Origin of the sequence: Hyphomicrobium sp. 2TAF46 (assembly GCF_052114865.1) — a bacterium.
Taxonomy (GTDB): domain Bacteria; phylum Pseudomonadota; class Alphaproteobacteria; order Rhizobiales; family Hyphomicrobiaceae; genus Hyphomicrobium_B.
Window position 1 is genome coordinate 338,384 of sequence record NZ_JBFRFO010000001.1, and the last position, 18,370, is coordinate 356,753.

General features: G+C 61.6%; 15 protein-coding genes. 11 read left to right on the plus strand and 4 right to left on the minus strand.

All coding sequences use genetic code 11. The annotated features are described in order from the left end of the window. Positions 1–124 precede the first annotated feature (124 nt). Entirely contained in the window at positions 125–436 is a 312-nt protein-coding gene (locus AB4Z24_RS01555; protein ID WP_441705374.1) for a hypothetical protein, read from the plus strand. 82 nt (positions 437–518) lie between these two features. Here AB4Z24_RS01555 and AB4Z24_RS01560 read toward each other — a convergent pair whose 3' ends face one another. Beyond that, positions 519–842 carry a hypothetical protein gene (locus tag AB4Z24_RS01560; protein ID WP_441705376.1) on the minus strand — a complete coding sequence of 108 codons (324 nt, stop codon included), beginning with the start codon at positions 840–842 and terminating at the stop codon, positions 519–521. A 240-nt stretch (positions 843–1,082) separates the two neighbouring features. Between AB4Z24_RS01560 and AB4Z24_RS01565 the strand changes: the two genes are divergently transcribed. The 5 genes from AB4Z24_RS01565 to AB4Z24_RS01585 all read left to right on the plus strand — a co-directional run bounded on the left by AB4Z24_RS01565 (position 1,083) and on the right by AB4Z24_RS01585 (position 5,038). Continuing rightward, positions 1,083–1,928 carry a lytic murein transglycosylase gene (locus AB4Z24_RS01565; protein ID WP_441705378.1) on the plus strand — a complete coding sequence of 282 codons (846 nt, stop codon included), beginning with the start codon at positions 1,083–1,085 and terminating at the stop codon, positions 1,926–1,928. Positions 1,929–2,346: 418 nt separating this feature from the next. Further along, positions 2,347–3,282 (plus strand): hypothetical protein, encoded by a 936-nt coding sequence (locus tag AB4Z24_RS01570; protein ID WP_441705380.1) that lies wholly within the window; start codon positions 2,347–2,349, stop codon positions 3,280–3,282. A gap of 23 nt (positions 3,283–3,305) precedes the next feature. Next, complete coding sequence (locus tag AB4Z24_RS01575; RefSeq protein ID WP_441705382.1) at positions 3,306–3,659, plus strand: lysozyme inhibitor LprI family protein; 354 nt, start codon at positions 3,306–3,308, stop codon at positions 3,657–3,659. A 117-nt stretch (positions 3,660–3,776) separates the two neighbouring features. Beyond that, positions 3,777–4,085: a hypothetical protein gene (locus AB4Z24_RS01580; RefSeq protein ID WP_441705384.1), complete on the plus strand. Its 309-nt coding sequence runs from the start codon at positions 3,777–3,779 to the stop codon at positions 4,083–4,085. Positions 4,086–4,165: 80 nt separating this feature from the next. After that, entirely contained in the window at positions 4,166–5,038 is an 873-nt protein-coding gene (locus AB4Z24_RS01585) for an aldo/keto reductase (protein ID WP_441705386.1), read from the plus strand. On the opposite strand, the gene AB4Z24_RS01590 is transcribed toward AB4Z24_RS01585, so the two are convergent. Then, a complete protein-coding gene (locus tag AB4Z24_RS01590) occupies positions 5,013–6,965 on the minus strand; it encodes an MDR family MFS transporter (RefSeq protein WP_441705388.1) in 1,953 nt (650 codons plus the stop codon). The two genes, AB4Z24_RS01585 and AB4Z24_RS01590, sit on opposite strands and share 26 nt — an antisense overlap. A gap of 379 nt (positions 6,966–7,344) precedes the next feature. Between AB4Z24_RS01590 and AB4Z24_RS01595 the strand changes: the two genes are divergently transcribed. Further along, positions 7,345–8,442 (plus strand): D-alanyl-D-alanine carboxypeptidase family protein, encoded by a 1,098-nt coding sequence (locus tag AB4Z24_RS01595; protein WP_441705390.1) that lies wholly within the window; start codon positions 7,345–7,347, stop codon positions 8,440–8,442. 20 nt (positions 8,443–8,462) lie between these two features. On the opposite strand, the gene AB4Z24_RS01600 is transcribed toward AB4Z24_RS01595, so the two are convergent. Continuing rightward, complete coding sequence (locus AB4Z24_RS01600; protein WP_441705392.1) at positions 8,463–8,786, minus strand: hypothetical protein; 324 nt, start codon at positions 8,784–8,786, stop codon at positions 8,463–8,465. Positions 8,787–8,955: 169 nt separating this feature from the next. On the opposite strand from AB4Z24_RS01600, the gene AB4Z24_RS01605 reads away from it, so the two are divergent. Continuing rightward, complete coding sequence (locus AB4Z24_RS01605) at positions 8,956–9,192, plus strand: hypothetical protein (RefSeq protein WP_441705394.1); 237 nt, start codon at positions 8,956–8,958, stop codon at positions 9,190–9,192. Positions 9,193–9,282: 90 nt separating this feature from the next. Here AB4Z24_RS01605 and AB4Z24_RS01610 read toward each other — a convergent pair whose 3' ends face one another. Further along, complete coding sequence (locus AB4Z24_RS01610; protein ID WP_441705395.1) at positions 9,283–9,999, minus strand: CAP domain-containing protein; 717 nt, start codon at positions 9,997–9,999, stop codon at positions 9,283–9,285. Positions 10,000–10,322: 323 nt separating this feature from the next. Here AB4Z24_RS01610 and AB4Z24_RS01615 point away from each other — a divergent pair, with 323 nt between their 5' ends. The 3 genes from AB4Z24_RS01615 (at position 10,323) to AB4Z24_RS01625 (ending at position 18,107) form a co-directional block, all read left to right on the plus strand. Next, on the plus strand, positions 10,323–11,480 hold the full coding sequence (locus AB4Z24_RS01615) for a hypothetical protein (RefSeq protein WP_441705397.1): 1,158 nt from the start codon (positions 10,323–10,325) through the stop codon (positions 11,478–11,480). Between the two features lie 17 nt (positions 11,481–11,497). Next, entirely contained in the window at positions 11,498–14,863 is a 3,366-nt protein-coding gene (locus AB4Z24_RS01620; protein WP_441705399.1) for a helicase HerA-like domain-containing protein, read from the plus strand. A 724-nt stretch (positions 14,864–15,587) separates the two neighbouring features. Next, complete coding sequence (locus AB4Z24_RS01625; protein WP_441705401.1) at positions 15,588–18,107, plus strand: transglycosylase domain-containing protein; 2,520 nt, start codon at positions 15,588–15,590, stop codon at positions 18,105–18,107. Positions 18,108–18,370: the final 263 nt, after the last annotated feature.

Below are 18,370 nucleotides of genomic sequence, written 5' to 3' on the forward strand. Positions count from 1 at the left end.
ATGTGATGTATCGACGACGCGATCTCACTGAAATCTGCGCTGCGTTGTCGATTTTCCATGCTTGCCGTTTCCAAGACGTGGCACGCTTCCTCTGCTATCTCGCCAACCACTGGGAGTGAATTCAATGCGCAAGTTTTCTGGCCAGATGACCGGTTTGACTCTGGCTCTACTGGCGGCCGCAGCATTCGCCTCAGCCCCCGCCGACGCCAGGGAATGCTTCAAAAAGTATTCGCTGGGATCTTCTCCACTCGGCGAAACCCACGCAAAATTTCTTGCCGATGAATCGCTGCTTCAGCAGACGGATATGGGCGTGTTTATGGTCTGGATGACCGGCGCCGGCACACCTGGCTATAGCTTCGGCCCCCGCAAGTACCGCTGCTCGCAAGACGGCGTCATGTCGACCTGTCACGCACAAGCGACCCTCTGCAAGCTGTGATGCAGACGTTCGTTTGAAGACCGGGGCGGCGGCGGGACCGCCCCTCTATCACTGACATGCCTTCACAGGCTGATCCTCGACGTCAGTCCTTATCCGAAAGCCTGATCTCTTCGCGCCGCCGACCAGGGGAAAAGCTCCCATCCGCCACCGGCACGCGCTCATGAGAAGCCGCACGTTCCGAAATGGGTTTTGAGTTTCGTTGCGGCCCATTGAGTGCGCTTAAGAGCGCGTTGAAGCGCGATGCATCGGCCTCCGCCTGTGTCCGGTGGAGAAAATCCGAAATCGGCGAGTCTTCTGCGCATATCGAAACGCAGAAAACCAAAACCCCGACGATGAGTAGTCCGCCAACCAATGCGGCGGCATCGCTCAACGAGAATGGGTCTGTCGTCGCGGCTCGGATCATCATGGCGCTTCGTCCTCCGGATGCGAAGACGAATTAGCCCAGAGGCTCCCCCCGAAACTGTTCCCGGCGTAACAGCCGTTGCATGAGCCGCGCCTCAAACATGCCCCCTCGAACCTTGAAACCGCGTACTTTTTCCGCGCGGTGACTTGCGCATTTGGCGGCGCGCGGAAGATGTGACAGTAAGGACGCATCCGGCCTGGCCGCCCTTCCAAACGATTCCCCCTGCTGACGAAAGAACCCGCGATGCCGTTGACGTTTGTTGCGCCCATCAGGATCAGGCTGAATGCGATATGTCTGATCGCCCTCGTGCTCGCCGGGACGGCTGGCGAAGCGGCAGCGGCTCAATGCGGCAGCGGACCGGCAGGCTTTCAAAGCTGGCTTCAGCGGTTCCGTCTTCAGGCGGCTGCGCAGGGCATCGGCTCGGGAACTGTTCTGTCGGCGCTCTCGGACGTCACGTATGATCCAACCATCATCCGCCTCGATCGCTCGCAACACTCGTTCAAACTGAGCTTTCAGCAATTCTATGCGCGTCGTGTCGACAAGGCGCTGATCAACAAGGGCCGCGTGCTGATGCAGCGTCATCGGGCGCTGCTCGACCGCATCGAAAAGCGCTTCGGCGTACCGGGCGAGGTCATCATCGCGATCTGGGGTCTCGAAACGCATTACGGCGCCGACGCCACCGCCCGCTATTCGATCATCCGTTCGCTCGCCACCTTGGCCTACGATTGCCGGCGAAGCGAGTTCTTCACCGGCCAATTGCTCGACGCATTGCGGATCGTCGATGAAGGCGACCTGACGCCTGCGCAATTGCGTGGCGGTTGGGCGGGCGAAATTGGCCAGACCCAGTTTTTGCCGACCCCGTATATCCGCTTCGCCGTCGACTTCGACGGTGACGGCAAGAAGGACTTGATCCACAGCGTACCGGACATCCTCGCATCGACGGCAAGCTTCCTCGCTGGCCACGGTTGGCAGCGCGGCGGCGATTACCAGCCCGGCTCTCAGAACTACGGCGTCATTGCCGAATGGAATAAGGCGGACGTCTACGATCGGACCATCGCGAAAATGGCTGATGAGCTTGGCGGCCGCTAAGCGCAACCGCCACGGCAGAGCGCCTGCCCCATCCACCCCTGTGGTCGCCACTGAGGTGGGGCGCGAACCCGCCTGAATTCCCAACCCCTTGATGGCGCTGCCGCCCATTCTGTTGCCCGGCTGCCGCCCGAGCCCACCGCAGCGATCCGGACAATTCGATTTTGGTTGGCAACTGGCCCCCACGCACTAGGCGGGCATCGCCAGCAGGCCTAAGACAACCGCCATGCGCCGCCATCGTTCGTAGTTTTGCTCGATTGCGGCTTATGTCCGCGCATGTCAGAAAGGGCCGTGAGTAGGCGGCCGGACGGCGCCGGATGTGGCGTCCGAGTTGCAGTATTTGTCGTGTGAGTATTGTCCTGTGAGCGTCGGTCGAAAAATCGCAGCATGTTTCTCCAGCACGGCTGGAAGCTTCTTTCTCGTGTCGGTGACGGCAGGCCTGGGCCTTGCCCTCTATGTGGCGACAACTCCCGACAGCGTCTCGGCACCCGCTCAAGTTCAAGTAAAGGCCGTCGCCAATCCTCCGCTCGTAAGAGCCGAACCTGTGACACCACCGTCGTCGGCGCCGAACGTCGTCGAGGTCGCGACAATAGCACTGACGAAGCCGATCGCGCCGCCGGTCCCAACGTCCGACCGCGCCGCGCGCGTACGCCAGTTGCAGAAGGCCCTGGCGCGCGCCCAATGCTATAACGGCCCGATCAGCGGCATCTGGAGCGATGCCTCGAAGGATGCGATGCGCGGCTTCGCAACAACCGTGAACGCGCAACTGCCGGTCGATAGCCCCGACGATACCCTCGTGGCACTTGTCGAATCCAATGAGACAGCCACTTGCGCCCGCGGCCGCGCGATCGCGACAGGAACCTTGGGAGCCAGCGTACAACCGGTGTCGCTCCAACAGGCTCGCGAAGAAATTCGCAATCCCGCCGCGCCAGTGCCTTCAGCAGTCACCCCGCCTCCACCAGTGGAAGAGCGAACGATGCTGGACCATCCGTGGGCCCGCGCCGAAATGCTGACGATGCCGAAGGAAGAAGTCGCAGCCGTTACGCCCCCGCCGAGTGAACGCCCCGCGCCAACACCCACCGTCACGGCAACAGCCAACGAACGCATGCCGGCCAATGCCCGCGCCACAACGCCGGTTTCGACGATTTACTTCGAGGATAACAAGGCCGTCACGGTCGATCCGTCGGCCGATCCGGGTTCCACCGCTGCGGTCGCCGACCCTGGCGCTCCGCCGGTTACCCCGCCGAAGCCGAAGAAAAAGACTGCCAAACGCAAGCCAAGCGACTACGACGATGTCCAAACATCGATCAGCAAGGGCTTCGACAACTTCCAGCGGTCGCTCTCGTCGATGTTCTAGAAGCTTCGCAAGGGGAGGCTTCCATGCGGCCGATCGCCCGAACTGCCGTGATCTTCGCTATGGCCTCTGCATCGGCGGCGAACGCTGGTGAATACGCGCCCCTCGATTGCAGCAAGGCACAATCATCGACCGAACGGGCTATCTGCAATAGTTACAGCCTTGGCCAAAGCGAAGCGCGGATGGCGACGCTGTTTTCAATTGTAACTTCCCTCGTCGCGATGGGGCAGCGCGGCAACATCCAGGATGATCAGCGAAAATGGCTGCAATCGCGGGATGCCTGCGGCAATAACCTTGCCTGTCTGCGTGAAAGTTACGCCGTCCGCATCCAGCAGCTCGAAAACGTCATGGCAGGCATCGCATCCCGCGGCCCGTATTGAGCCCCGTCACCTCTGGCCCCATATAGGCCCAGGAACGTACCCTGCTCCCTCGCGTTCGGTCACCGAGCGCGGCTTCGCTTCTTGCCCGCATGCACCTGCATCGTTAGGAGATTTTGCATGACGACGTTCGGCACTGCACGGCTATGTCTTATGACGGTCGCGATCTTCGCCGCTGCCACGAGCTCGGCCAGCGCCATCGAATGCGATGAAGATTATCAGATCGTTCAGGGCAGACCCATCTCTACACCCTACTGCCGTGACAATTACCTCGCAGCCGTGGCACGCACCTACGGTTACAAGGTCTCCGACAGCACCATCCGCAACAACCCCTCCCGCAAAGAAGAAATCTGCAGGTTCATCGGCAGCGATATTCGCGTGCAAACAGCATGTGAGGAAGTACTGCCGCGGTCCCGCGGTTCCCGCTAGTTTGATCAATACGGCGCCACAAGCTCGCGGCGCTCCGCATGCAATCAAGCTCGCCAATCCCTGAAGAAAGGCAAGCAGCCATGTCCACGACCACAGCCACGAAGAGTCACTCCGGCGTTTTCTCCATCGGCGGAGATATTCCCGTCAACCGCCTCGGCTTCGGCGCGATGCGTATCACCGGCAAAGGCGTATGGGGCGAACCGGACGATAAGGAAGAATCGCTACGCACGCTTCGCAAACTCCCCGAGCTTGGCGTGAATTTCATCGATACGGCCGACAGCTACGGACCCGAAGTCAGCGAACGGCTGATCCGCGAAGCGCTTCATCCCTATCGCGGCCTCACCATCGCAACGAAGGCGGGTCTCGTACGTACAGGCCCTGATGTATGGATTCCGCTCGGCCGGCCTGAGTATCTCCGGCAGGAAGTGCTATTGAGCATTCGCCGCCTCGGCGTCGAACGCCTGGACCTCTGGCAGCTGCACCGCATCGATCCGAAGGTGCCGCAGAGCGAACAGTTCGAAGCCATCGCGGCGATGCAGAAGGAAGGCCTGATCCGCCATGTCGGTCTGAGCGAGGTCAAGGTAAGCGAAATCGAAGCGGCCCAGAAAGTCTTCAAAGTCGCGACCGTCCAGAATCTTTATAACCTCGGCAATCGCGCCAGCGAGGATGTTCTGAACTACTGCGAGAAGCAAAATATCGGCTTCATCCCGTGGTTTCCGCTTGCCGCCGGCGACCTCGCGAAACCGGGCTCGCGTCTCGAGGCGATCGCGAAAAAACATAACGCCGTTCCGAGCCAGATCGCGTTGGCGTGGCTCCTGCAGCGCAGCCCGGTGATGCTGCCGATCCCGGGAACTTCGAAGGTCAAGCATCTCGAAGAGAACGTCGCGGGCGCGAACATCAACTTGAGCGACGCTGAATTCGCCGAGCTCAGTGAGCTATCGAAGAAGAAATAGCGGACGCAGGCGGTACCGGTGGCGAACTCGCGAATGAGTTCGCCATCTCTTTCAGCATCGCACGAACTTCCGGATGCTCATTCCGGTCCCAATCGTGCAGCATGTGACGAAGATCGTCTTCGCGCTGACGAAGCAGCCGGTCGTAGACCGATTTCCCGTCTTCCGTGAGCTCGATCGTATCGCCGGCGGCGCTGGCCATTCCGGCGGCCTCTATCCGGCTGAACGGCCGCGGCGGCCGCCCTTCCTTCGGACCGAGCAGGCTTCGAAGCGCCTCCTTCTCGGCCTTTCCGCCCCGCTCGCCGAGCCGCGCGACCAACCACAATTCATCCGGTTGAAGATCGACGCCAAGCCGCGTGGCGGCGCTCTGATAGACGCGCCAACGATTTTCGCGCGCCGTGATGCGCTCGACGATCCGCTCCAGTTCTTCGAGCGAAGTTGCGTCTCGCGGAATGAGCAGAGGATCGGTCAGTGGCTTTGAGGTGGTGATGCTGCTCCGAAGCGGCACTTCCTCGATTGCGAACGAAAGCATGAAGGCCAGAAATGCCAGCAGCGACGCGGTGTGGAAAACCGGATGCAGTGACGCGACGAAGAGCTTGTCGTACGTGGCCTTGAGATCTCCCGACAGTGCGACTACAGCATCCGGGTGGGTCAAGGTCGCTGCCAGCTCGGGGGCGGTCGCCATCACCTGCCGCTGCATCGTGTAGGCGAAGATCGCCCCGAACATCGCAACGCCGACGACGCCGCCGATTGAGCGGAAAAGTGTCGTCCCGGACGTCGCGACCCCGAGCTGTTCGAAATCGACGGTATTCTGCACCGCCATGACGAGGATTTGCATGACCATGCCGAGGCCGAAGCCGAGAATGAGCATGTAAACGGACGCCGTGAGCGGCGTGGTCTCGACCGTGATGCGCGAAAGGAGGAAGAGTGCAGACGTCATGAGACCGGTGCCCATGATCGGGAATATCTTGTAGCGCCCGATGCGCGAGATGATCTGTCCGCTCGTGATCGACGTTAGAAATACTCCAACCATCATCGGCGTCAGGTGCCACCCCGCACTCGTCGGATCGAGACCTTTCACGATCTGGAAATAGAGCGGCAGAAGCGTGATCGATCCGAAAAGCGCAAGCCCGACGATAAAGCCGATCGACACCGCGATGACGAACGTCCGGTTCTTGAAAAGCGAAAGCGGCATCAAAGGATCGGGCACTTGCGTCTCGATATAGATGAACGAGGCGAGCGACACGGCGCCGAGCAATGCGAACGCGAACATGCTGACCGGCGCTTCTTTGACGAGCGTTTGTCCGAGGCTCGTGAGAATGACGAGCGCAGTGAGCGCCATACCAAGCAGCACGGCGCCAGCGTAGTCGATGGAGATATCGGCCTTCCGCGGATGCGGCCGGAACGTCCGGTTGATGACGAAAAGCGCGAGCAATCCGAACGGCAGATTGATCAGAAATATCCAGCGCCACGAAAATTGATCGACGATGAAACCGCCGAGCAGCGGCCCGAGCACGGTGGAAAGTCCGAAGATCCCGCCGAAAAACCCCTGGTACTTCCCACGTTCGCGCGGCGGCACAACGTCGCCGACCACTGCGACGGAGGTGACGATCAAACCACCGCCGCCGAGGCCCTGCAGGAAACGAAAGGCAATCATCTCCGGCAGGTTCTGCGCGATGCCGCAGAGGGCCGATCCGACAAGAAAAATAACCACGGCGGCTTGCAGGACCAAGCGTCGCCCGAACAGATCGCCAAGCTTTCCGTAAAGCGGCACGACGACGGTGGTGGACAGCAAATAGGCCGTCACGATCCACGTCAGGTGCGTTAACCCGCCGATATCGCGCACGATTGTCGGAAGCGCCGTCGCGACGATCGTCTGATCGAGCGAGGCAAGAAGGAGCACGAGCGAGAGCGCGAAAAAAATCGCCATTCGGCCGCGCGCGCTGGTTTCCGGCCGAAGCTGTGTTCCCGAACTTGTGTGCTGCATGATGCCGAAACGCCGAGCCTGTGATTATGTGGCGTCTATATTTTCGAGAGGGCACGATTTAAGCACGGCCTGTCAACCCGCTGAAGGGCAAGCGCATACGACTATTGCTCCTGAGCGCCGCAAGCGGAACCTGGGCGCCCGTGCCACGTATTCTCTGCTGAACCAGGGGAACCGTGGATTTCTGAATCCCGCTCATCCTGACATATCCGCAGATAGCGCCGCACGAGCAACACAACCAATCATAAGGTCGCCGTCAAATCGGGTTCGGTTGGCCCCTCTTCGCGAATATGGTAGCCGATCTCTGTCAAATTCTGAGGACACTATGCGGTCACGCGCAGCCGGCATCGTTGCAACACTGTTGATTTGGCTGACGGCAATCCCGCCGGCGTCGGCAAGTCCGACGCTGCTGTTCGAGCCTGATACGGGCAAGATCCTCTATTCCGAAGATATTGACGACATTTGGCATCCGGCCTCCCTGACGAAGCTGATGACGGCCTACGTCACCTTCGAAGCGATCAAAGAGGGCAAGATCCATCTCGACGACAAGATTTCCTGCTCGCTGGTCGCAACCCTGCAGCCGCCGAGCAAAGTCGGCCTGAATGTCGGCGCGACCCTCTCCGTCGAGCAGGCGCTGAAGGCCGTGATCATCAAATCCGCCAACGACGTCACCGTGATGCTCGCCGAAGCGATATCCGGCAGCGAATCCGCATTCATCGACAAGATGAACGCGACGGCTCGCCGCTTAGGGATGACGCATACAAATTTCGTCAATACGAACGGTCTGCCCGACCCTGGCCAGCTGACCAGCGCGCGCGACATCGCAAAAATCGCCCGCGCCGTCGTCAGCGAATATCCGCAGTATGCAAGCTACTGGGCAATGCCGGACATGCGCATCGGCAAGCGGCGGCTCGGCAGCCACAACGCGCTGCTGAAGACGTTTCCGGGGGCCGACGGCTTGAAGACGGGCTTCACATGCGATTCCGGATATAACGTCGTCGCCAGCGCCACGCGCGACGGCCGGCGCCTCATGGCGGTGGTTTTGGGCGAGTCATCCGGCAACGAACGGGCGATCCGTGCGGCGAGCCTCCTGGAATACGGATTCCAGAATTACGATTGGAAGCAGCTTTTCAACACATCGACCATCGACAGCCTGCCGATGGACCCGAATTCCAGAGGCGTCGTCTCGGTCCGCGATACCGTCACGGCGTGGGGATGCGGTGGCCATAAGCGGCACATCGCGGGCGGCAAGCATAAATCGAAAAACAAGCTCGCAGCATCCAAGAACAAGAGTGCGAAAAAAAGCGGCGAAGCAACGGGCGATAGCCAGGCGGCGCTGAAGGGGTCCGACGCCGAGGGATCATCGTCAAGCGCATCGAGCGGCTCGGCCCAACCGGAAGCCGCCCAAGCGACCTCGGAATAAGGCCGCCTCGCTCCCCTCCGCTAGACGATCAGGTCGAGTGGACCCTTCCGAAAGATGCAGCCCGGAACCGCATCGGGCGGCGATGCCTGATCCGAACCGGCGCCATCGTCGTTGTTATCGTTATCGCCGGGTGCCTCTGGAGTCTGCCCGCTCGTCCCGTCATCCGGCGTTGTATCGGGATCAACGTTTGGACTGTCCTCTTTCGGCGACGCGTCTTGGACCAGTTCCATTCCGGCACAGCCGAGCGAGTGGCAAGCACTGCCGCCGGTTGCGGCCGTCACACCGGCGCACGCGCCGAACAGCACCATCGCAACGAGCCCCGCAGCCCTCGAAATCCAAATCATATTGATTTCGTCCTAGCTATTTTCCGGCTGAGAGGCGCGCTGACGGTCACGCTACCTCCGGTTAACCAATCGACACAACAGGCATGAATCGGCAGCCTACGAAAATGGCGTCAAACTTGCTTTTCCAAAATCCGTCAATCTGGATTTAAGCCTTGAGTAGGACCTTACGATGGCCTTGCCGTTGCGTGCGAGAGAGAACACCGAACTGGACTGTACGCCGCCGCCCCAAGATCTCGGCGCCATGGCCGAAGTTCTCGAAGGACAACACGGATCTCTTGCAGCGGGGATCGCCGACTTCTTTGCCCTCTATCATGGACAGCGCGGGGACGCAGGACGGGCATGGGCATGGACGGGGGTCGCCGATCTCGTTCGGACGCGGGAGCGGGAACGCCTCGAAGGTATTTGAAGGACGGAAATTAGGGGTGGGGTGAGAAGAAAATGGCTCCGTTTGCGCGGAGCCACTTGCAACCATCGTCCTCTGCGACCTGCGCAATCTTCACATCGGCGAGCCGATGACGAGTGTCCAGAACGATTTGAATTCCGTCTTCGGATCTTGAACGAGCGCAATGCCCATGTGCTCGGCGTCTGGAGTGAGAAGATTCTTGTTGTGACCGGGGCTCTCTTCCCAGCCCTTCAACACTTCATTGAAATTGACCTGGCCCGTGCCGACGTTCTCGGCCGTGAGACGCGCGTGATATCCGGCCCTCTTGACGCGATCCCAGGGATTAGAGCCGTCCGAACCGTAATGGGAAATGCGATCCCACTTCGCGAGATCGCGCGAATGCGACTTGGCGGCTTCGGTCAGCTCCGGATTGAGTTTCAGCGGCTTCAGCCCATGCTTCTTGCGATAGGCATTGATGAGATCGCGCGCCATTTCCGCGTTGAGAGACGTACGTGAATAGTCGCGATCGGAAAGAACGCCGGGCGCCGCCTTCTCGAACGTGCCAGAGGGCGCCTTGTCGAGCGCTGCAACTTTCGTGTTGCGCGGCGTTGAAGGCTCGCCGCCGAGGCCGACACTCTTGATAGATGGCGAAAACGATGCGGACGGCGCGGGCGAGGCCAGCGACGAGGTGGTGTCGGTATCCGTAAAGCCCGACGAGATGGATGAGGAACCGAGACTGCAACCGGCTAGCGCGGTCGCAAGTCCGGCAGTGAGCGCAACGCGATACATTTTAGCTACCCCCGGCACGGGACGTGCGGCTGTGCTCAGCATTGCCGGAAATCCGTTAACTGGTCGTTAACGCTAACGAGTTGCGATTCGCGCGCGACCTCGCGCCGCCACTGCGAACTATCAGAGCCACTCATTACGCCGGACCCCTCGTGAACTCGAACCCGTGCCCCAGGGCAGATAATCGCCTGAATAAGGTGTCGCGATTTTGACCACGTCGCGGCAAAAGCCCGGCAGAGCCGCCAGAGGCGAGCATTTCGAAGACATAGACGCGTTGTGGGTCAAATGCGGGCGGCTCTTGGAAGTGAAGGATCAATCATTGAAGTTGTCGAGACAGCGCTTCTGATTCGCGCGGGGAGACCAATTCGATGAGTGCAGCCATCGAACAATCAGAACGGACAGCCGCAACCGGACCTTCGAGCCATCTCGGGGTCCGCGACCTTCTGCTGCTGCGGATAGCGATTGGCGGAGCGACGCGCGCCGATCTTCAGCGCGATGTCGCGCCGTTGCTGACGCCGCGGATCTCCGGCACGGAGTTCCGCCGTACCGCCGAGCTGGCGTTGAGCACGCTCGCCGGCTCGCATGCGATCTCCGAGTCGAAAGGGCGTCTGACGGCAAGTCCTAAAGGCCTGAAAGCGGCGACAGACCTGCTGCCAACGTCCCGCGCCTTCCCCGAGACATGGGCCGACGTGAAAACGGCACTCGTCCTTGCTTCGGTCGGTGCCAATGACGGCCCTGCGGTCCGGAGAGCCATCCAGCGCGCCGAAGGTCTCGCCGCGCTCGTGTTGCAGCATCATTTTGGAAAATCGACATCGCGCGTCCTCTCGCCCGCCGATCTCAGAGCCGAACTCGCGATCGTCGCCCTCGAACGCGCCTTCGGCAATAAGATAAAGACCGGCCTCGGCAAGGGCGCGGGTCTGCCGGCGAAGCCCGGCAGGCTTCTCGCCGGTCAACTCTTCAAGCAGCCGCGCGAGATCGCCAGCGACGGCAAGCTCATTATAAACTTGGCGTGCGAGATCGCCGGCAGCCGCGAAACGTCTCTGCCCGCGCTCGAACTCGCACTCCTCCGGGCGCTCATGGTGCCCAAGGCCGAGAGCGCTGCTGTCCCGCCCGCACGTCCGCGCGGCGAGCCGCAGCGGCGCCCGGTCCGCACGGCGGCGCCGAACCCCGCGAACGACCGGACACCGCTCGGAACCAGCCAGCCATCGCTGTTCGAAGTTGTATCCCCTCCCGACATGCCAGAATTCTGTCGCGCTGTTGTCGATGCGGCACGACCGGTCGCGGAGGGCTGGCCAGGCAACCGGAAGGCGTTTATCTCTTTGGTATGGAAGGCGATTCGCAACGCGCGTCCCGACTGGGGTCTATCCGAGATTGCGTTCAAGGGAATGCTCGCGGAAGCCCACCGTTCAGGTCAGCTCGAACTCGCGACCGCTGATCTCAAAGACGGTCGCGATCTCAAATCGCTCGAGGACTCGAAGATCCTCTACAAAAACACTGTCTGGCACTTTGTGCGCGTTCAAGATTGAAGGCATTCCGGTACGCAATGGGTGTTGAAGGCGCTTCCCTCAAGCCGACGTTTGCTCCCCCGCTCGCGCCTGACAAGCTGAGCGAGGCGTTCGAGCATTCGATTACCTGGGAAGACGATCTCTGGCGCGCCGACCCCGTCGACGTGCCCGAGATCCACGCCAAGGCGCGCCAGAAATTCAACGAGCTTCTGACGAGCGTCACGTCCGGCCGCGGCTACCACATGCAGGATCGCATCCTGCTGTTTCACGGCCAGTCGGGTGCCGGAAAAACCCATCTTTTGCGGGCTTTGCGCACCGATTCCCATCGCACCGGCCAGAGTTACTTCGGCTACGCGCAGATGACGCCGGACGTGCAGAATTACGCAGATTTCTATCTGCGCCGCCTCGTCCACTCGCTCGAAAAACCTTACGACCCCGATCGCTTCGGCGAGTCCGCCCTGTCGCGGCTGACGAACCGTATGGTGCTCGACTCCGAGGTCATCTCGTCAGCAGATCTCGAAAAGCTTCGCGATGCGACGCTCGACGACAAGCAGCTGGCTCAGCTCATCCTGCGCCTCGCCGACCAGATCGTCGCCTGCGACAAGTTCCAGACGCGCGAGCTCGACATCAACATCGTGCGCGCGCTCCTTTATCTGCAGCGCCACGACCCGCGTATTGATCAGCGCGTGCGGCAGTATCTCAACGGCCGTCAGTTGACGGCGATCGCGCATGAAGCCGTCAGCGCGCTCGACCCGAACGACGGCGAAGACCGCGCCTTCGAAATCATCGCCGCGCTCGGTGCGCTCATCTGGACCGTCGATCGCGCCGCGCTCGTGTTCTGTATCGACCAGGTCGAAGACCTGCGCTTCTTCGATAATGCCGAAGACCGTTTCCAGCGCGCCGTTCGCGATCTCATCCAGATCGCCAACCGGCTGACGAACGCCATCGTCATCATCTCCTGCCTCGAAGATTTTTACGGGCAGGTTCGGAGCCTCGTCGCGCAGTCCTATATCGATCGCATCGAGAAATCCGGCCCGGTTCTGCTTCGTGAAAGCCGGACGCCCGAGGAAGCGCGCCTCATCATCTCGAAGCGGCTCGCCCATCAGTCGGAGTTGAGCGGCGGCGGCCTGAGCTTCCCCGACGCCTCGCAATTTTTCGGACCGCAGTTCTTCGAGGAATTCGGCGGTCTCTCGACGCGCCGCCTCCTGGAGCACGCGCAGTCGCGCCTGCGCGAGGCAACCTCGACAGAAGGCGACGAGCGCGAGCGCGAGCCCGAAAGACCGTCGTTCATCTCGACGCTTGCGCAGGCTCTCGGTCAGGTCGTCGGCTTCGGCGGCCAGGACGACGAAGCACCCTCGACGCTGTCCGCAGTGCAGTTCCGCGAGATGTGGGAACGCTTCGCCAACGAAAGCGAAGCCGAGATGCCCGCCGACGATCAGGAACTGGTAGACGTTTTGTCGGCCGCCCTTCTGCTCGCCCGCGATGAATGGGGCCGTTCGATCGAAGTCACCGTGAAGCGGCTGGAGCTTGGCGACGACCTGCCGGCGTTCGATTTGACCGTCCGCCACCGCACCGGCTTTGCCAACGACGTACGCGTATTCCTTTGCAATCGCCCGACGCAGGGCGGCGGCTTGAAGCGCCAGCTCGACAAGGTGCTGACGGCGATGCAGGGCAAGCCCTGCTTCATGCTGCGCGCCAGCGACTTCCCGCCGAACAAGAAGAACCAGACGGCGCAGGCCTTCCGCAAATTCCGCGACGGCGGCGGGCGCCAGCTGCTCGTGCCGATCCCCGAGTGGGAACGCATGATGACGGTGCGCGAGTTCACCGCCCATCACCGCAGCGACGCCGGCATGACGCAATGGCTCGAAGGCACCAAGCCGCTGTCGAGCCTCATCTCGATCATTCACCTGTTGCGTCTCGATCTGCTCGGACGCCCGGTGCCGCGCCTCGTCGCCAAGAACATGGACGACCCACAATCGACGCTGGACGGTTTCGACGCCGTCTCCGCCGAGCAGGCGCGCGCCAACGAACAAGGTGACGGCGACAACGGCCTCGCAGCGAACGACGACGATCTGCCGATGTCCGTTATTCTCGACGAGAACGGCAGCTACGGCGCCAGCATTCTGGCGGGCGGCGAAAAGAACAATCGCGGCCGCGCAGTGACAATGAATAAGAGCGTGCTGAAACGGCACGCTGCATTCCTCGGCGGCTCGGGCTCCGGTAAGACGACGCTGGCGCTGTCGCTTATCGAGCAGCTTCTTTTGCGCGGCATTCCGGCCGTCCTGATCGACCGCAAGGGCGATCTCGCAAGCTACGCCAACCCCGATGTCTGGCGGTCCGACGACAACGAGTCGGCTGAACGCCGCGCCGAACGCGAAAAGCTCGCCGACGCGATCGACGTCGCCGTCTATACGCCGGGCCGGGCCTCGGGCCGGCCGATCTCGATCACGCTCCTGCCGAACGGCATCAATGAATTGCCCGATCACGAGCAGCAGCTGCTGGCGAACCTATCGGCTGCCGCGCTCGGCGAAATGCTTCACCTGAAGAATTCGGCGACGCACCAGAAGCAGTCGGGCGTTCTGGCGGTCGCGTTGCGCATCTTGGGCTCGCTGTCGACGAACGAAGTGACGCTCGCCGACCTGATCCATCTTCTCGAAGACGAGCATCCCGAGCTTACCGATCAGACGCAGCGCATGGACCCGTCCGGCAAGCTGCGCCGCGATCTCGTCGCCCAGCTCGACTCGCTACGCCTCCGCAACGCTGCGCTGTTCGAAGGTGGCGGCGAAAGCCTGCGCATGGACAGCCTGCTGGGCCTCGGCAAGTATCAGAGGCCGAACCGCACGCGCCTGTCCGTCATCTACACGGGCTTCCTCGGCGACAACGAAAACATCCTGTTCTGGGTCTCGCAGTTCCTGTCGGAAGCGCTTCGCTTCTGTCAGCGCAACCCGAACGATGAGCTGCAGGCCGTCGTCATGTTCGACGAAGCCGACCTCTACATTCCGGCGAACTCGAAGCCCGCGACCGCCGAGCCGCTGCAGAGCTTGCTGAAGCGTGCGCGCTCCGCCGGTCTCGGCATGATGTTGGCCACCCAGTCGCCGGGCGACCTCGACTACAAGAGCCGCGACCAGATCACGAGCTGGTTCATCGGCCGCGTCCGCGAAGACACGGCCCTCAGAAAGCTGAAAGCCGCCTTCCAGTCGGAGTCCGGCCTCGATCCCGCGACCGCGCTCCCTGGGCAGACGGTCGGCGAGTTCCACCTCGTGCAGGAGGGCCTCGTCCGGCCCATGAAGGCGCAGCGTTCGTTGATCGCCGCCGAGCAGGTTCCGTTCGACCGGATCGAGCAGTTGGCTGCTGAAACAAGAGGCACAGACGAAAGGCAGCTTCGTCTTTTCGACCTTCGCTAAACTTCAATTCTGATTTCAAACCACGACATATTCCGTGATGGTGCGATGCCAGCAGTTGCGGCGCTGGACGCAGCAGACGCATGATTTTAAACGCATAACATATTGAAAATGCACAATTTATATGAATTTTCACGCCACGCTAAAAAGCGTTAAATATTATGTTGCTCCCGCGAATTTAGTGTGATCCCGTTTCTACGCCCAAGCGCGCAAACACCTTGCAACCCCTGTCAAGTTTTTTTGCAAAGCTGTATTCTCTGAGATTGCCGGGCTTGAGGGGTTCTGACCGGCTGCGCTGACTGGGGGCGGCTCCTTTTAGCGAAATGAGATGCGAGACCGAGGGGGCAAAACCGGTCGAAACATCGTCTTAGGGCCGCGCGTAATAGTGGAGCGAACTCACGAGTTCAGTGCGGGGTAAGTGTTATGATGGCGAAACCATTCGTCATGATGGTCGTTGCAACGCTCATTGGGCCTGCAGTCGGCGTCGGACTTTTCATTCTGATGAATAATTTCTGAGCTTCCGGGGCCTTTCCTGCTTTTCGCTGAAAGATCCAAGCTGCTTTAGACGTCGGCGGCAACGCTGCCAGCGTGCGCCGTATATTTGCCTCATCTCGGAACGGAAGCCGCCCAGCCTTCGCTGAGTTGACGCCGCAAAGCTCAACTACCGTCTAACGCTTGAGGCCGCCGCCGATCTCGGCGATGGCATTAGCGCGGCTATGCGACAGCGATGTTACGTTTACTGCGGCATCTGACCGCTCTCGCGGAATTCTGCCTTTGGGTTCCGCGGACTGTCGTGCGCTGGCTCATGATGACCGTGGCTTTCAATCCGAAGCTCGGTCCGCTCCGCCACGTTTTCACGGCCGCAGTGCTCTATGGTCTCTTCGCGGTTCTCCTCGTCTACGTCGCGGCGCCGATCCGCGGCTATCTCGGCGAACTTTCCATGCACGACAAGCTCGGCTACGACGCCGAGCGGTGGCTGGCGACCGCAATCTACGATCCGAAGGGAAATTTCGTCGGAACGTTCGATCCCCGGCTCGATAGCCTGCGCGACGTCAACTACACCGGCAATGCCATCGCACTCGGCGATTACGTCGCGAACCCCGATCACAAGTCCATTCCCGTGCGCGAGGTGCCGGAACAATACTGGCGCTGCCTCTCATTTCATGAGGATCGCTACCTCGGCGGCCCGCTCAATCCGTTCGGCATCGATCTCGTCGGCGTCCTGAAAATTCCGCTGACGACGATCACGCGCTCCATTGCCGCCCGCCGGCCGAGCCTCGGCGTCGGCGGCTCGACCTTGCCGATGCAGTTTGCCCGCGTGATCTACAAAACGCCGCCGAGCCTGGACGAAAGCGGCCTGACGAAACTTCAGCGGAAGCTCGGCGAATGGTGGCTCGCGCCGGTCATCTATCGCGAGCTGACCCGCGGCGGCGACGATACGCTTCTGAAGCAATGGGCGGCGAACCATATCTGGCTCGCGCAACGCACTGGCGGTCAGCCGCTGCACGGCGTCGAAGTGACGAGTCAGGTCGTCTTCGGCAAGGAAGCGAAGGATCTCTCGACCGCCGAGCAGTTCGTCCTCGCTTCCGCCGTCAACAAACCGATCATCCTGCTCGAAGGCAACGACAGGCTGAATGCCGTCCGCCTCGACCGCTGGCGCTACATCACCGAAGTCCGCGCGCGCACCTGCGCCGAAAAACTCATCACCGATGAAGCCGAGCAGAAGAAAGTCGTTTTCGAACTGATGGCACTCGCCGGCGGCCCGCCCGATCCCAAGGTGAAACCGAAACTCGAAGCCGCCCTCGAGCGCTTCGCACCCGGCGACGTGAAACGCGCCGAAGCCAATCCCATGATCCGCGCCAATCTGCTGCTGCCGGCCGCGCGCTTCGGCATCCGCGAGGAAATGAAGCAGAGCTACGGCTTCAGCTGGCGTGATTACGTGCGCGGCGTGACGACGACGTTCGACATCGGCGAAAACTTGGCCTTCCGCGAAAAGATCGACGGCGCGCTGGCGACGCTCGATACGAAATGGACGTCGCGCATCGATCCCGCCTACACGCTCGATCCGAAAAAGGTGACGGCCGACAAGACCCTGCCGAACGTCATCGTCGTCGCGGCCGATGGCGACGGCAATATCGTGCGCTACTACGAGGCGGGCGAAACGGCCGCTTACTTCGGCTCGCTTCCCGCCCGCCGCGCCAGCGATGGCCGTTATGATCCCACGCTCGAAAGCCGTCAGGTGGCGTCGACCGGCAAAATGATCCTGGCCGTCGCCCTCGCCAATCAGGGGCGCGACACCGCCGACAGCCTCTATGCAGATCCGCAAGCACCGGCACAAGGACTGGAGACCTGCGCCAAGGGCGGAAGCTCCGGCAATCGCAAGGCCATCGTCGCCTTCGCCTGCTCCCTCAACGCCCCCCTGATCACGCGCGGGGCGCAACTCGGACAGGCGCCAGTCAAGCGGCTGATCGACGGCTTTGGCTTTACGATGCCGCCCGCCGCTGAACTCGGCGGCACGCCACCGTCAACGGCCGTCGTCCTCGGACAGATAGCGGGAGCGCCGCAGCGTGTTCAGTTCATGTCGAGCGTGATCCTTGCGTCACTGATCGGACGCGGCACGAAGCCGATCAAACCACCGACGCTGATCGAGGCGTACGACTACACGCAGAAAGGCCAGGGAGGCGCGGGCCGCATGGCCGAAGCCCGCCCCGCGATCATTCCAAAGTCGCTCATCAGGCCGAACGCGGTCTGGCTGATCCGCTCGCTCCTCGAAGCCCCTCTCTGCTATCAGACGGGCGGCCAGTCGTACGGAACGCTGAAGAGCCTCAGCCAGTGGTGCGCGCGGCGCCGCGGCGACCTGCGGCTCCACTTTGCCAAGACAGGAACCGCCGTTTCGCTCGACCCGAACGCCACGGTTGACGCCTGGGCGTCCGGCGGACTGCAGTTCGCAAACGGCGCCGCCTATTCCTACGTCGTGCTCGTTGGCACCGGCACGCCGTCGAAGCCATGGGCCCGCGATCTCCACTCCGCGCAGATTGCGGCACCCCTTCTCGATGTCCTCCTTCACGATCTCGCCGATCACGCAAAATCCAACCCGCGCCGGGACTTCCTTCCGGCCCGCCGCGCCGTGCCAGTCGCAAGCCTGCGCAATGCGCCACGCACGATGGCGGCCGATGACGCCACGAGGCCGACCGCGCGCAAACGCTCGCCCTCCGATGAGCAGTTCCGCACGCTCACCTCGAACTAACCCGTCATCCTCGACCGAGTGAGCGAAGCGAATGACGGTCGGGGATCCAGCGTGAAACTCGTCGGAGACGCGATGCTGTGAGCCTTCGGCAGCTTTGCGCTGGATCCCCGGCCTTCGACGCGCCTAGGCGCGCTCGGCCGAGGATGACGAGAAAAAACTCATCTCCCATTCATCCATCCGCTGAAAATCCGCCAATACTCAAACACCGGCGAGCCGCAGTTGCGACATCAAAAACGCGGACTGCACGCCGAACCTGTGCCCCT

Coding starts and splice junctions, on each gene's coding strand:
- AB4Z24_RS01555 (WP_441705374.1), top strand. CDS start 125: ATGCGCAAGTTTTCTGGCCAGATGACCGGTTTGACTCTGGCTCTACTG.
- AB4Z24_RS01560 (WP_441705376.1), bottom strand. CDS start 842: ATGATGATCCGAGCCGCGACGACAGACCCATTCTCGTTGAGCGATGCC.
- AB4Z24_RS01565 (WP_441705378.1), top strand. CDS start 1,083: ATGCCGTTGACGTTTGTTGCGCCCATCAGGATCAGGCTGAATGCGATA.
- AB4Z24_RS01575 (WP_441705382.1), top strand. CDS start 3,306: ATGCGGCCGATCGCCCGAACTGCCGTGATCTTCGCTATGGCCTCTGCA.
- AB4Z24_RS01580 (WP_441705384.1), top strand. CDS start 3,777: ATGACGACGTTCGGCACTGCACGGCTATGTCTTATGACGGTCGCGATC.
- AB4Z24_RS01585 (WP_441705386.1), top strand. CDS start 4,166: ATGTCCACGACCACAGCCACGAAGAGTCACTCCGGCGTTTTCTCCATC.
- AB4Z24_RS01590 (WP_441705388.1), bottom strand. CDS start 6,965: ATGGCGATTTTTTTCGCGCTCTCGCTCGTGCTCCTTCTTGCCTCGCTC.
- AB4Z24_RS01595 (WP_441705390.1), top strand. CDS start 7,345: ATGCGGTCACGCGCAGCCGGCATCGTTGCAACACTGTTGATTTGGCTG.
- AB4Z24_RS01600 (WP_441705392.1), bottom strand. CDS start 8,786: ATGATTTGGATTTCGAGGGCTGCGGGGCTCGTTGCGATGGTGCTGTTC.
- AB4Z24_RS01605 (WP_441705394.1), top strand. CDS start 8,956: ATGGCCTTGCCGTTGCGTGCGAGAGAGAACACCGAACTGGACTGTACG.
- AB4Z24_RS01610 (WP_441705395.1), bottom strand. CDS start 9,999: ATGCTGAGCACAGCCGCACGTCCCGTGCCGGGGGTAGCTAAAATGTAT.
- AB4Z24_RS01615 (WP_441705397.1), top strand. CDS start 10,323: ATGAGTGCAGCCATCGAACAATCAGAACGGACAGCCGCAACCGGACCT.
- AB4Z24_RS01620 (WP_441705399.1), top strand. CDS start 11,498: ATGGGTGTTGAAGGCGCTTCCCTCAAGCCGACGTTTGCTCCCCCGCTC.
- AB4Z24_RS01625 (WP_441705401.1), top strand. CDS start 15,588: ATGTTACGTTTACTGCGGCATCTGACCGCTCTCGCGGAATTCTGCCTT.